Annotated in this window: 14 protein-coding genes and 4 pseudogenes; 10 read left to right on the top strand and 8 right to left on the bottom strand. The window is 69.1% G+C overall.

Annotated features, from left to right (window positions below; all coding sequences use genetic code 11):
• A partial coding sequence (locus tag AWZ10_RS45255) for an ABC transporter ATP-binding protein (protein WP_159058607.1) occupies positions 1 to 978 on the top strand: 978 nt, incomplete at its 5' end.
• A complete protein-coding gene (locus AWZ10_RS45250) occupies positions 978 to 1,802 on the top strand; it encodes an ABC transporter ATP-binding protein (RefSeq protein ID WP_060894139.1) in 825 nt (274 codons plus the stop codon). The genes AWZ10_RS45255 and AWZ10_RS45250, both read left to right, overlap by 1 nt.
• 68 nt (positions 1,803 to 1,870) lie before the next feature.
• On the opposite strand, the pseudogene AWZ10_RS54880 reads toward AWZ10_RS45250, so the two are convergent.
• Positions 1,871 to 1,999: pseudogene (locus AWZ10_RS54880) on the bottom strand (transposase); the annotation flags it as partial.
• 256 nt (positions 2,000 to 2,255) lie between these two features.
• Here AWZ10_RS54880 and AWZ10_RS55405 point away from each other — a divergent pair.
• Complete coding sequence (locus AWZ10_RS55405) at positions 2,256 to 3,704, top strand: FG-GAP-like repeat-containing protein (protein WP_107417626.1); 1,449 nt, start codon at positions 2,256 to 2,258, stop codon at positions 3,702 to 3,704.
• An 81-nt stretch (positions 3,705 to 3,785) separates the two neighbouring features.
• On the opposite strand, the gene AWZ10_RS52090 is transcribed toward AWZ10_RS55405, so the two are convergent.
• Positions 3,786 to 3,938: a hypothetical protein gene (locus AWZ10_RS52090; protein ID WP_159058606.1), complete on the bottom strand. Its 153-nt coding sequence runs from the start codon at positions 3,936 to 3,938 to the stop codon at positions 3,786 to 3,788.
• A gap of 60 nt (positions 3,939 to 3,998) precedes the next feature.
• On the opposite strand from AWZ10_RS52090, the pseudogene AWZ10_RS45240 reads away from it, so the two are divergent.
• Positions 3,999 to 4,445 (top strand): annotated as a pseudogene (locus AWZ10_RS45240) (LysR substrate-binding domain-containing protein); the annotation flags it as partial.
• Positions 4,446 to 4,478: 33 nt separating this feature from the next.
• Here the strand turns inward: AWZ10_RS45240 and AWZ10_RS52765 are convergent.
• The 3 genes and pseudogenes from AWZ10_RS52765 to AWZ10_RS45235 all read right to left on the bottom strand — a co-directional run bounded on the left by AWZ10_RS52765 (position 4,479) and on the right by AWZ10_RS45235 (position 5,295).
• On the bottom strand, positions 4,479 to 4,748 hold the full coding sequence (locus tag AWZ10_RS52765) for a hypothetical protein (RefSeq protein ID WP_162948249.1): 270 nt from the start codon (positions 4,746 to 4,748) through the stop codon (positions 4,479 to 4,481).
• Positions 4,727 to 4,858, bottom strand: a pseudogene (locus AWZ10_RS49640) (IS481 family transposase); the annotation flags it as partial. The pseudogene AWZ10_RS49640 and the gene AWZ10_RS52765, both read right to left, overlap by 22 nt.
• A 71-nt stretch (positions 4,859 to 4,929) precedes the next feature.
• Positions 4,930 to 5,295 (bottom strand): VOC family protein, encoded by a 366-nt coding sequence (locus tag AWZ10_RS45235; RefSeq protein WP_060894138.1) that lies wholly within the window; start codon positions 5,293 to 5,295, stop codon positions 4,930 to 4,932.
• 92 nt (positions 5,296 to 5,387) lie between these two features.
• Between AWZ10_RS45235 and AWZ10_RS45230 the strand changes: the two genes are divergently transcribed.
• Positions 5,388 to 6,353, top strand: coding sequence for a helix-turn-helix transcriptional regulator (locus AWZ10_RS45230; RefSeq protein WP_060894137.1), 966 nt, complete (start codon positions 5,388 to 5,390; stop codon positions 6,351 to 6,353).
• Positions 6,354 to 6,584: 231 nt separating this feature from the next.
• On the opposite strand, the gene AWZ10_RS52085 is transcribed toward AWZ10_RS45230, so the two are convergent.
• The 3 genes from AWZ10_RS52085 to AWZ10_RS45220 all read right to left on the bottom strand — a co-directional run bounded on the left by AWZ10_RS52085 (position 6,585) and on the right by AWZ10_RS45220 (position 8,099).
• The gene (locus AWZ10_RS52085; RefSeq protein WP_159058605.1) at positions 6,585 to 6,749 is read right to left on the bottom strand and encodes a hypothetical protein; all 165 of its coding nucleotides are present in this window, start codon (positions 6,747 to 6,749) and stop codon (positions 6,585 to 6,587) included.
• A gap of 324 nt (positions 6,750 to 7,073) precedes the next feature.
• Complete coding sequence (locus tag AWZ10_RS45225; protein ID WP_079104714.1) at positions 7,074 to 7,682, bottom strand: transposase family protein; 609 nt, start codon at positions 7,680 to 7,682, stop codon at positions 7,074 to 7,076.
• 39 nt (positions 7,683 to 7,721) lie between these two features.
• On the bottom strand, positions 7,722 to 8,099 hold the full coding sequence (locus AWZ10_RS45220) for a nuclear transport factor 2 family protein (RefSeq protein ID WP_060894136.1): 378 nt from the start codon (positions 8,097 to 8,099) through the stop codon (positions 7,722 to 7,724).
• A 459-nt stretch (positions 8,100 to 8,558) separates the two neighbouring features.
• Here AWZ10_RS45220 and AWZ10_RS45215 point away from each other — a divergent pair, with 459 nt between their 5' ends.
• The 5 genes and pseudogenes from AWZ10_RS45215 to AWZ10_RS45200 all read left to right on the top strand — a co-directional run bounded on the left by AWZ10_RS45215 (position 8,559) and on the right by AWZ10_RS45200 (position 11,697).
• Entirely contained in the window at positions 8,559 to 9,359 is an 801-nt protein-coding gene (locus AWZ10_RS45215) for an NPP1 family protein (protein WP_060894135.1), read from the top strand.
• 256 nt (positions 9,360 to 9,615) lie between these two features.
• Positions 9,616 to 10,128: pseudogene (locus AWZ10_RS54865) on the top strand (bifunctional 3'-5' exonuclease/DNA polymerase); the annotation flags it as partial.
• A 323-nt stretch (positions 10,129 to 10,451) separates the two neighbouring features.
• Positions 10,452 to 10,805 carry a DoxX family protein gene (locus tag AWZ10_RS45210; RefSeq protein ID WP_159058604.1) on the top strand — a complete coding sequence of 118 codons (354 nt, stop codon included), beginning with the start codon at positions 10,452 to 10,454 and terminating at the stop codon, positions 10,803 to 10,805.
• A gap of 149 nt (positions 10,806 to 10,954) precedes the next feature.
• Positions 10,955 to 11,239, top strand: coding sequence for a hypothetical protein (locus tag AWZ10_RS45205; protein ID WP_159058603.1), 285 nt, complete (start codon positions 10,955 to 10,957; stop codon positions 11,237 to 11,239).
• 188 nt (positions 11,240 to 11,427) lie between these two features.
• Positions 11,428 to 11,697, top strand: coding sequence for a hypothetical protein (locus tag AWZ10_RS45200; RefSeq protein WP_159058602.1), 270 nt, complete (start codon positions 11,428 to 11,430; stop codon positions 11,695 to 11,697).
• The last annotated feature ends 14 nt before the right edge of the window (positions 11,698 to 11,711 follow it).

Genomic DNA, 11,711 nt, shown 5'->3' with positions numbered 1-11,711 from the left:
CCGGGCGCCCCGGCACAGGACGGCGCGGTGCAGGCGCCTCAGGCGCCGGGCGGTGCGGTGGCAGTGGCCGGCACGGAGCCGGACGGCCTGCTGACCGTCGCCGGGCTGACCGTTCGGGCCGGTGAACGGACACTCGTCGACGACGTGTCGTTCACCATCGGGGCCGGCCAGATCGTCGGCCTCGTAGGGGAGTCGGGCTCGGGCAAGTCCACCATCGCCATGGCGGTCGCGGGCCTGCTCCCCGAGGGCGTGCAGGCGAACGCGTCGCGCCTTGCTCTCGGCGACCTCGACCTGCTCGCGACACCGCCGGAGCGCCGCCTCGCGACCGACATCGGCATCGTCTACCAGGATCCGATCGGCACGTTCAACCCCGCGCTGAGGCTCGGCACCCAGCTCACCGAGGTGGCCAGGGTGCATCTGGGGACACCCAGGCGTCAGGCCGCGCAGGACATGGTCCGCGCCCTGGCCGACATCCACGTCACCGAGCCGGACCGGCGACTGCGCCAGCATCCGCACGAGCTGAGCGGCGGCATGCTCCAACGCGCCTCGATCGCCTCCGCGATGACGACGAACCCACGGCTGCTCATCGCCGACGAGCCGACGACGGCCCTCGACGTCACTGTCCAGGCGGAGGTGCTGCGCCAGTTCCGGCGCATCAACCGCGAGCACGGGACGGCGATGCTGTTCATCTCGCACGACATCGGCGTGGTCGGCGTGCTCTGCGACACCGTCCTGGTGCTCCACGGCGGCCGGGTCGTCGACCGCACCACGGGCGGCGACCTGCGCCGAGGGACGGTCACCCACCCGTACACCCGCGCGCTGCTCGCGGCGACGCCCGCCGCGGTCGAGGCCGGTGGAACCCTCAGCGCGGTCCGGTGGACGGCCGGCGCGCACGTGGCACAGCCGGGCGGGACACCGTCGGACGACCATTCCGATACACCCGCGGACCGCTCCCCGGCCGCGGAAGGGAGCCACTGATGTCCGCCACCGTCACCACACCGGACCCGCAGGCGGCCACCGCGCTGCTGCGCGTCGAGGACCTCACCGTCGAGCTCGGCCACGGCGTCGCGGCCCGCAGAGTGCTCAAGGGAGTCTCGTTCGACATCCCCCGGGGCAGCACCCTCGCGCTCGTCGGAGAGTCCGGGTCGGGCAAGACGACGCTCGCGCGGACACTCGTCGGTGTCCACAGGCCGTCGAGCGGCCGGATCCTCGTGGACGGCGCCCCGCTGCGCACCTCACGCGGACGGGCGGGGGCCGCGACGGTCCAGATGATCCCGCAGGACCCCTACTCCTCGTTCGACCCGCGGCGCACCGTCGCGCAGTCGCTCGCCGAGGCACTCGATCCGGTCCGGGCCAGGGTCAGACCGGCCCGCGCCCGGATCGCCGAGCTCCTCGGCCAGGTGAGCCTCGACCCGGACAGCATGGACCGCTACCCGCACGAGTTCTCCGGCGGCCAACGGCAGCGGCTGGCGATCGCACGGGCCCTCGCACCCGGTCCCCGGTTCGTCATCGCCGACGAGATAACCTCGGCCCTCGACCTGACGACCCAGGCCGAGATCCTCAACCTGCTCGCCGATCTGCGCCGCCGGCTCTCTTTGACGATGCTGTTCATCTCGCACGACCTGGCCGTCGTCCGGCACGTGAGCGACTCGGTCGCGGTCCTGCTCCACGGGGACCTCGTCGAACTCGGCCCGACCGGAGCCACTTTCGCCGAACCGGACCACCCGTACACCGCCCAACTCCTCGCGTCCGTACCGGGCGACCCGAGGTTCCGCCTCGACGACGAGCCCGTCACGGTGTGAACCACCGGACGCGGTGCTGCTTCCGGCCCGTCGACCGGCCCATGCCGGTCGGCGGGCCGTACAGCGCTGTGGGCCCGGACCTCGCCGGTCGTCAGCACCTTCGACGCAAGCGAGACGACCATCCCCTCCACGCCGGACAGCCACATCTGGCGCTTCTCGACGATCTCCGGCTCGAACGAGCCGTCCCGATCGCGGGGACGACTGCCTTCAACAACAACGCCCGCCGCACGCGGTGGGCGGGCCGGCCAGTCGGCCGCGGCATCCTGACCGGGACCGAGCCAGGCCGGTGCACCGTGCCCCGGCCGTGGTCGACCGACAGCCCTACGACCGGCCCGCCTGCCCCGCACGAAACGACGATCGGGCGCCAGGTCCCATCTCCCCGGATCCTGTACTGGAATCTGACCCTGATCCGGCTGTTACGGGCCCGTGAGCTGCGTCTTGCAGGCTTGCGCCATGCGCCTGCGCCCTCGCTGCCCTGTTCTCGTCGTGTCGGTCTGTCTCTGCCTGACCGCCCTGCCGGTCACCGGCTGCTCGGGCGACGGCGGGAAGCCGGCGCCACTGCCCCCTTCCCCCGCACAGCGGGACGACGGCGAGGTCAATCGGGACGACGTGAACGGCGACGGGTACGCCGACGCGGTCGTCAACGGCTGGTACAAGGAGCCGAAGTCGGGGGGCGACTGGCACAACAACCGATTCGTCGTCCTCGCCGCGCCCGGCGGCCCGAAGCCGGGAGAGGCCTTCCGCCTCGCCGAGCGCTACGCCAAGCCGGACCCCCGGGTCACCAGCGCGCCGATCGAGTACGACCGGTCGGTTCAGTTCACCGCGGACCTCGATGACGACGGCTACGCCGACATCGTCGTACGCAACCTGCTGAGCCACCCCAGCGGGAAGTCCACGCTTGAGCAGCGCATCGTCTGGGGTGGCCCGGACGGCCCCACGGGCGCCACCAAGCTGCCGGCCGACGTCTTCCGGGCCACTGCTGCCGGAGACTTCGACGGCGACGGCGCCCTCGACCTGTTGACCCTCGCGGAGCCCGGCAGTGAGTACGACCGCGAGCCGCAGCCCGCCGCTGTGCTGTACGGTCCGCTCAGCCGCGACGGCGGGGTGCCCCGCAGCACATCGAGAGCCGACGTGGGCCAGGAGGGCTGGGCGTCCGTGGCCCACGCGGTGGTGGGTGATTTCGACGGTGACGGCCGGGACGACCTGGTGACCAAGGCCGCATACGACGAGGAGGACGTCCGCTTCGAGGAGGACATGCCCAAAGACGTCATCGACGCCGTGTTCTACCGGGGTACAACCCACGGGCTGAAGCCCGCCGGGGCCGTACCCGGCCTCACGGCCCAGGCTCCCGGCCTGGCCGACGGCGCCGTCCCCGTAGCCGCGGGGGATTTCGACGGCGACGGCCGCGCCGACGTCCTCGCCCAGCAGGGTTACCGGGAAGCCGTTGCCGTCTACGGCAGCGGCAAGGGGCCCGGCCGGGGCAGGACCGAAAGCGGGCTCGGTAAACTGGACGTCGGCGGTGCCCTCGCCGTCGGCGATGTCAACGGCGACGGCCGCGACGACATCGCCACGCAGTCCCCGGGCAACGATCGCCGCATCGGCCAGGTGGTAGTGGTACTCGGCGGCGAGGACGGGCTCAGCGCGGCCCGTACCGTCAAGATCGACCGGTACACGATCGGTCTCGGCGGCTCCCCGCAGCACTCCGGAGACCGCGACTTCTTCGGCTGGGACCTGCACCTCGCCGACCTCGGCACCGACGGCCACGACGAGCTGCTCGTCGGCACGTTCGGCTTCAACAAACCCCGCAAGGACGCTGGTTACTGGATCCTGCGGGGAACGAAGGACGGGCCGTCGAAAACGGACCGCCGCTTCGTCAAAACCAAGGACTTCGGCCGCGGCTGACCTCTCCCGACCGGCCGACGTAACGTCAATGCCTCGCACGCCGTCGCCCGCGGCCGGCACGGAAGGGCACGGCCGACTCACTCACAGTCGGCCGTCCTCCCGGAGGTTGTGCAGCGCGCCGAGGGCGACGACGCCACGCCACTCGGCGCTCTGCACCGGCATCCAGTGGAGGAAGTGGACGTCCCAACCACCCGTCGTCCGACTGTTCGCCGTCGAACCGCCCGAGATCGGCATCGATCGGAGCGGGCGTGAAGAGCGCCCGGCTCGGCGGCTCCAGCATGGGCGAGAGTCCGAGCGGACGGGCGGTCGGATCTCGCCATTGCCACCTTGGACGGAGCGCAGCTGCCGGCGGGACTGGTGGCGAGCGGACTCTTCGAAGAGAGCTACTCCCTGGTGCATCCGGCCGGACACCCGGCTCCGCGCTCGCTGCCGCTGGTCGACTGGGTCGAGAACTGTGGCTCGTACACCCGCGCCTGGTGGGGCGTGCAGGACTGGATCCCGAGGGCCACGATCGAGGCCGAGGACGACGGAGCAGTGCTCTCGCTCGTGAGCGGGGGGCACGGAATGACGGTTATGCCCGCGCTCTCCCTGGTCGGAGCAACGGACTCGATCGGGATCACCGATCTCGGTCCGGAGCGCCCGACGCGCCGTGTCGGCTATGTGACCACCCCGGAGCTCGCCGGCTCCGCCGTCGTGCGCGCTCTGGTGCGGGAGCTGAGGGCCGCCGGCTCCGCCATCTGATGGGCAGCGGGCAGCCAGGTCGAGGCACTGTTGTCAAATCTGAACGCGGTCAGTGAGGCGTTCAACCACCACAGCCTGCCCTTTGACCTCGTCGAACCGCTGGCGGCTGCCATGCCGTCGATGGAACCCGAACTTCTCAGGTCCGCGATCTGGATCCTCGGGGCCACGCACGACTCCAAGGCCCTCCCGGCGATCCGATCCCTCCTCAACCACCCCCGACCAGGTCGCGCGCGAGGAAGCACGCCTCGCCGCAGCCGAGATCACCGCATCAAACCCAGCGTTTTTGCCCACTTGCTGGCGCATGCGCGAGAGATACCCATCTCAGCGGCGACGTGGGCAACGGGACGTGTCTGGCACCGCTTCACGAGTCGCCTACGGCCCTCGACGCTCAGGGGCGCATTCGCGTGGGGCACCCGTCGTCCTCTCGAAGTCAGACGACGGCAGGCGCATCACCTATCGTGCGCGCCTGCCGCATTGCGGCCTTTCAGTCCTGCGGTGCGACGCGGATACGGTTCCCGTCAGGATCGGCTGCGAGGAAGGTCAGCCCGAACCCCGCATCGTGAGGCTCGCGCAGGATCGTGACCCCGTTGGACTTCCACTGCTCAAAGGTCGCGTTGAGCTCGTCGGGTCCACCGTCGATGGCCAGGCAAACCTCACTGGTGCGCGGGACGTCCGGTGACAACTGCTCGAACTGGCCAGACCACAGACCGAGGTCAGCGCCTGGCCCGAGGTCGAAGGTGATGTATCCCGGAGTCTCGAACGAGGGGCTCATACCGAGGAGGTCGCCGTAGAAACGAGCTGCGGTGGGAGCGTCGTTCACGTAGACGATGGACACGACGGACGTGGTCATGGTTGTTCCTTTTCACAGGTGGTAGGTACGCATCCACCAGCCTGACCGGGATATGCGCCGCATCGTGTCGCAATTCCTGAAAAAATTGGTGTGTGACCCCAGACCGCTTCTTCACTCTGATGCTGCTCCTCAAATCGAGGGAGGCCGTGACCACACAGGAACTCGCCTCAGCGCTCGGGGTGTCCCTTCGAACCATCACCCGAGATCTGAACTGGCTCCGCGACGCCGGTCTTCCGGTGACCGCACACCGGGGCCGCCTCGGAGGCGTGACCATGCTGCCCGGATCCGGACTCGACCTCACGCGACTCACACCGGGCGAGCGTGATCATCTGTCGCTCACCGGGCTGGATGAGAAGCAACGTACGGAGCTCAACGCGTCGGTCGAAAGCCAGCGCGCGCTCTCCAAGATCGCCGCTACACAGCCACGTCGAGTTCATGAGCTCCTGCCGCTCACCGACGTAGTGCACGTGGACAGCCGTCCCTGGCGTCAGGCACGAGCTTTCGGCACGACTCCGGCTTCGCTGATCGGCGCAGTGCGGCGAGGTCGCCGGCTACGGATCGAGTACCACAGCCCACGCGAGTCATGCCCACGCGACCAGGTCGTGGATCCCTACGGGCTGTTGGCCAAGGCCGGCATCTGGTACCTCGTCGCCGATTGTGCCCGAGTGCCACGGATGTACCGACTCGAACGGATCACGACGTGGAAGGAAGTCGACCAGCCACGACGGATCCGCGAGAGCCAGACCCTGGCCACCGTCGCTGCAGCGCTCATTGCTCAGTGGGAACACAACCACGCGGTAGAGGTCAGCGCCACCATCGACCAGACCCAGATCGAGCGAGCGCAACGGATCTTTGGCCTACGACTCGTCTGGGACGACCATGAAGAGTCCGCCACCGGCCGCAAGGTGACAATCCGCTTCCTGTATCTGGAGGACGTGCGAGCACTACTGCCGTTCGGGAGCGCCGTCACTGTGCACGGCCCCACCGAAGTCAGGGCTCACCTTCGCGACCTCGCCACCAGTCTTGCCCACCACTATGCGCCGTCACCAACGTCCTGACCCGCAACATCTAGCCGCCAAGATGGCGCTTGCAGCCTCACGCACAGCACAGCACAGCACAGCACAGCACAGCACAGCACAGCCGAGGCCGCCGCCTGCGGCACTGGACCAGCGCCGACTGAAGTCGGGGGAGTGGGGGCATCCCGCGCCCACCGCTGCGCCTCGACCGCGCTGGCCCCACCGTCCGGCAGGGTATCGGCGGTGTCCTCGTGGTCGGGTCCGGGATGATGTTCACCGTGAGCGGATGATCCTGCGCGCGATGCCCGGCGCCGCGGTGGGGGAGCCCCGCAGCACGGACAGCAGCGCGCACTCGACCTCGTCCAGCGCGAAGGAGTCGGCACACGGGTCGGTGTCCCCGTCCACGGCCGTGACGGGCCAGATGACTTCCTTAGCCAACCGCAGGAGGACGAACGCCAGCTCCGGGTCTGCTTCCGCCCGCCCGGGGAGGCGGAGCCGCCAGCCATCTGCGGCGCCAGGACGTAGCCGAAGGCCCGCTTCACCTGTTCGGGCGTCAGCGGTGTGCGGGGCGGAATCAGGTACGGCATCAAGGTCTCCTCACAAGGGGTCGCCGCGTTGGCCACGGCGACGTTCCCCGCAGAGTCCGCCCGTCGGCCCGTGGACGAAGGACGAAGATCTCTCCCCTCCCACCGGGGAGCACTAACGACCTCGGGGGAAATTGAGGTCGGGGCGTGCTGGCCTGGCGGTTCGGCTGGTGTGTGATCAGCAGGCGCCGTTGCGGACGAGGACGAGTGCGGTACTCATCCGGCGCCGGGTGCGCCGCTGTGCGGAGCGGTCGGAGACCAGCCCGGTGATCGCCAGGTGAGTCTCCTCGTAGATTTCGCGGCGTCCGGTAAAGCGCCGCAGGGGTGCCCACTGCCGCAGCTCGGCGTTGGTGTGCTCGACACAGATCCGGGCCGAGGACTGGCGCCGCCGCGCTTCGTGCCAGGCCCGCTTGTCACCGTCGCACGCCTCGTCCTTCGGCTTCTTGGGCGGGGCGGTGACCTGGCGGGGAAACTCTTTGGCCAGCCCCGCGTACCCGGCGTCTACCTGGGACTTCACCAAGGGGTGGAGTCGGAGCTGTTCAGCGATGCCCTCGGTGCGCAGGGCCGTCTGGTCGTGCATCCGGCCAGGCCGGACCACCCCGGACAGCAGCATGCGGCCCTGCCCGTCGCTGAACGCGGTGGTCTTGATCGTGTTCTGTCGGCGCTTGCCCGAGACGAAGGCCCGACGCCCGGGTCGGCCCGCCCGCGGGCGTCTGACCTGGGTCTCGGCGCCGTCGAGCCGAAGCTCGACGTCCTCGGCCTCTGCGTAGGCGAAGACGTCCTCCAGTGTCCTCAGCCGCGAACGTTGCTGCGAGCGGCAACCGCCTCACATGGGCTCAACCAGAGCCGCCCGCCACTCCGGGCTCGGATCAGCCCCCACACTCGTCCAGTACTCCCGGCCACGCACGATCCGTCCCTGCTGGACGGTCCAGAACGAGGCCACGCGGAACACGCCGAACTCGTCATGCGGCACCTCAACTTCGGAGACCACCTCGCTGCCGTCAGCCACGATCCGCAGCACCCGAATCGACCAGCCCCCCGGGTATTCGCTGTTCACCGCGACGAAGTTCTTGTTGCCAACGATGCGCTCCGCGCTGACCGGCCACTCGACCACGACGTCCTCTGCGACCAAGTCGGCGACAGCTGACCAATCGCGCGCCTGGATCCGATCCCACAATGCCTCAACCACTCCCGAAGGTTCCATGGGGGCACCCTTGCACGAGCCACTGACACCCCGCCCCTGGGCACCCAGAGGCGAGCTGGCACGTCGTCCCTCAAGCAGCCGCCCCCTCGCTGCCGCCAATAGTTCCCAAGGTCGTAACCGGGCGCGCAAGGCGGAAGCGGCCCTCTATCGACTGTGGTCGGCACGACCATGACCCCTTGTCGACCGCTGTGCCTGGCCTGCGGCAACCCCTATGTACACGCCGACGACGTCATCGACGTACTCCGCACGCTCCGTTGCGGCCAGGGGTTCCGTGAACGCGACGTGAACACCGCACCATTCGCCAGGAGCGGGTGATGGCCGCCGGGAGAACGCTGCCGCGCAACGACGAGAAGCATTGATTTACCTGATCAGAGGGTCCTGCTAATCAATCCCGCGCCGTCCAGTCTCGATCTCGCCCCGCCGGAATCCCGGCAGACCGAGCGACTGGAGAAGTCCCGCATGTCACAGGAAGTCACGATCAGCACCAGAGGAACGTCCCGTCTGAGCAAGGCCGCGCTCGTCGCGAGCAGCGTCGTCGCACTGACCGTCAGCCTGGCCGGCAGCGCCGACGCGGCCGTCCTGAACCCGCTGCCGTGGAACGCGGACACGTTCCAGCAGAAGTACATGCCGCTGTTCGACTACGACGGGGACGGTTGCTTCCCCGCCGCGGCCGTCGACTCGAACGGGAACCTCAACGGTGGCCTCAACAACTCCGGGTCGATCACCGGCGAGTGCCGTGACAACCACCTCGGCAGAGCCAACACGTACTCCCAGTCATGGTGCAAGAACGGCTGGTGCGCGTACGTCTACGCCCTCTACTTCGAGAAGGACCAGACCCTCAACGGCGCCGACGCCTTCGGACACCGCCACGACTGGGAGTCCGTCGTGGTCTTCCAGAAGCAGGGCGAGGAGCGTCCCGCGTTCCTCGCCGCCTCCCGGCACGGCGGTTACAGCACCCACCCCATCAACGAGGTGCCGATGAACGGCAACCGCGTCGAGATCGTCTACCACAAGGACGGCGCGAGCACGCACGCCTTCCGCTTCGCCAAGTGGGGCGAGAGGCCGGAGGCCTGGGGCAACGGGGGCTGGGACGAGCCGGCGCTGGTCACCATGCAGCGGATGGCCGACGCCCCGCGCAACGCCCTGTGGAACTCCCAGTGGGGTCGGGCCAACTTCCCGCTGACCGGCAACCTCCAGAGCAACATCAACAAGGCCCGTGACGCCGACTCCAGGGCCGCGAGCGTGATCCCCGCGTTCTGACCGCCTTACCGGCCCCCGAGCCGCCCCCGGCGGGAACACCCCCTGTCCCGCCGGGGGCGAGGACGGAGGCCGTTGATGCTGATCGGAAATCGATCTTCGGGAGGGCAGGCGGCAGCATCCGGGCCGTTTGCGGACCGGATGTCGGGGTGGGGGCGGTCATGCCGTTGTGGGTTCGAGGATGACCTGGTGGCCGAGGGCCTGGAGCTGGCGGACGAGGTCGCGGGTCTTCCGGGCGGGGTTGAGATGGCGTTGGTGCCAGGTCGCGGGCCGCGCCACCGACCTCTACCAGTCGGTCTCCGACCGCGCCTTCTCCGGCGACCGCGCGCAGGCCAGGCTCGCCGTGCTGGGCGCCGTGTACGGGCAGACGTCCGGGGGACGGGCTCAAGAACCTCGCCGCACTGCGCCGACGGTTCCCGCGCGCCGTGCAGTACGTCGACGACGCGGCCCGCGCGGGCGAGGAGGGCCGGCTCGTACGGACCTGGCTCGGGCGTACGTGTCCACCGGCGGCCGGAGCCTCAGACGCGGCGGCCGAGGAGGCGGGCATCCCCCAGGCCGACCCCGACCTCGACCCCGCGGAACACGGGCAGGGAGGGGGGGAGTCGAGCGAGTGGGTGTCCGGGTACATCTCCACCAACTCCCGTGCCCGTGGGCGGTTCGCGCGCAACTTCGTCGTTCAGGGCCGTGCGCCGACTGGACCCTGCTCCTCCTTGCCGCCCTCCGGCGCGCCCTCGGCGGCATGGCCGCGGAGCTGGTCTTCTTCCAGCACGAGTGTGTTGGTTTCCGTGTGGTTGAAGAGGTGGCGAAATTGCGCTGAACTGAGCGATCGCTCGTCAAGCTCGACAGGATCAACCCATGACCCCGCGCAGCGGCGGATTGAACCGGGGCGCGGGGGCAGACACAGTCACCGGGCGCAGCCCACGCCAGCACGCATCCTGAGGTGCTGGACCGGCGTCCGCACCACCTGCCTGCCAGAACACGCATGACATCAAGATCAAGACAGGCCTGGCGGAGCCCTACCTACTCGGCCGGAGGGCGATCACCGAGGCCGGGATAGCATGTAGATCTTTACTTTCTCTGACCCTTCACCGGAGCGTGTCCGTGAGTGCGACAACCGTCCTGTCGGTGCTACTCGGTCTTCTCTTCGTCGTGACCGGAGGGGTGAAGGTGCTGGGCGTTCCGCAGTCACTGGCGATCCGTGACCACTTCCACCTCTCGCCGCGCCTGTGGCAGGCGGTCGGCGCACTCGAAACCGCAGGCGGAGTGGGAGTACTCGTCGGCCTGGCCATACCGATGCTCGGCGCGGCGGCGTGCGCGGGTTTGGCTGCGTTGATGGTCGGCGCGACCATCAACCGTTTGCGGGTGCGCGATCCCGCAGTCATGGTCGTTGTGGACCTGACGGTCCTCGGGCTCGTACTGGTGCTCGCCGCTCTCCTGCTGTCAGCATGAGCCGATTTCGATTGACCGGGAGCGAAGGGTTTCGCGCGTTCACCGGTGGGCTTGTCCCGGTCTTGGTCAAATAAGTGGAGAGTGGTGCTGACCTGCAGGGATGGGGCTTTTTGAGGTCCCGTCAGATGCAAGGAAGAAGCACTCTCCAGGTGAACAAGGCGTATCGGGCCGCACCCCATGTCCGCGTCCACGGCGAAAGAGGTGCGGTGGTCTCGCAGGCCAGTGGCGTGCTGCTGGTGGAGACCATCCACAAGACCGGGCTGGACGCTGCTCAGGCCTCGTTCGCCCAGCGAGGCGGGTCCGGCCACGCGAGGAGAACTGAGCACGGCCTGCGCCCGCCCATCGCCCTGTTCCTCCATGCCTTTGTCGTGGATACGGGAAGCGCGCTGAATGGGCGGCCGTTTGCGTGTGGCGTGCGCATGACGGATAGGTAATGCCGACCTCGTGGTGAGCGCGAGCCGGCCGTGCCGGTCGGTGCGGTACCCGGTGACGGTTGACTTGCCGGTGTTGCCGCCCGAAGAAGAGGCGCCGGCGCGCGCGTTCCAGCCAGCAGAGGGTCTTCTGGCCGTTGGCCAGGGGATTTGGGGCGACCTCGAGGCTGCCGTCGGCGAGCATCCTGTACGTGCTGACTTTCGACTTCTCGGCTTCGGCCACCAGCATCCCGCCCCCTTTGTCGAAGGTGATCGCGAACGTTACGCCTCTGGTCGACTCGTTGACCTTCGCCCGGCGCGCGGGGCGCCCGTCGCGCTGCATCGGGAACACGTCGATGGTGTTGGCTGAGGGCTCTTCGGATCGACAGCGAAGCGGCGGTGAGGTCGGCCGAGGCGAGAGCGGCACGGCGGTGCGCACCTGCGGCGTGAGCGGGCACGGCGGTGCGCACCTGCGGCCGTGAGCCACTCGGGCCTC

Source organism: Streptomyces europaeiscabiei, assembly GCF_001550375.1.
GTDB lineage: Bacteria > Actinomycetota > Actinomycetes > Streptomycetales > Streptomycetaceae > Streptomyces > Streptomyces europaeiscabiei.
This window is presented reverse-complemented; position numbering and strand designations above follow the sequence as displayed.

Excerpts from the sequence above, each read along its gene's own strand:
- AWZ10_RS45250 (WP_060894139.1), top strand. The coding sequence starts at position 978 with ATGTCCGCCACCGTCACCACACCGGACCCGCAGGCGGCCACCGCGCTG.
- AWZ10_RS55405 (WP_107417626.1), top strand. The coding sequence starts at position 2,256 with ATGCGCCTGCGCCCTCGCTGCCCTGTTCTCGTCGTGTCGGTCTGTCTC.
- AWZ10_RS52090 (WP_159058606.1), bottom strand. The coding sequence starts at position 3,938 with ATGCCGATCTCGGGCGGTTCGACGGCGAACAGTCGGACGACGGGTGGT.
- AWZ10_RS52765 (WP_162948249.1), bottom strand. The coding sequence starts at position 4,748 with ATGCGCCAGCAAGTGGGCAAAAACGCTGGGTTTGATGCGGTGATCTCG.
- AWZ10_RS45235 (WP_060894138.1), bottom strand. The coding sequence starts at position 5,295 with ATGACCACGTCCGTCGTGTCCATCGTCTACGTGAACGACGCTCCCACC.
- AWZ10_RS45220 (WP_060894136.1), bottom strand. The coding sequence starts at position 8,099 with ATGGAACCTTCGGGAGTGGTTGAGGCATTGTGGGATCGGATCCAGGCG.
- AWZ10_RS45215 (WP_060894135.1), top strand. The coding sequence starts at position 8,559 with ATGTCACAGGAAGTCACGATCAGCACCAGAGGAACGTCCCGTCTGAGC.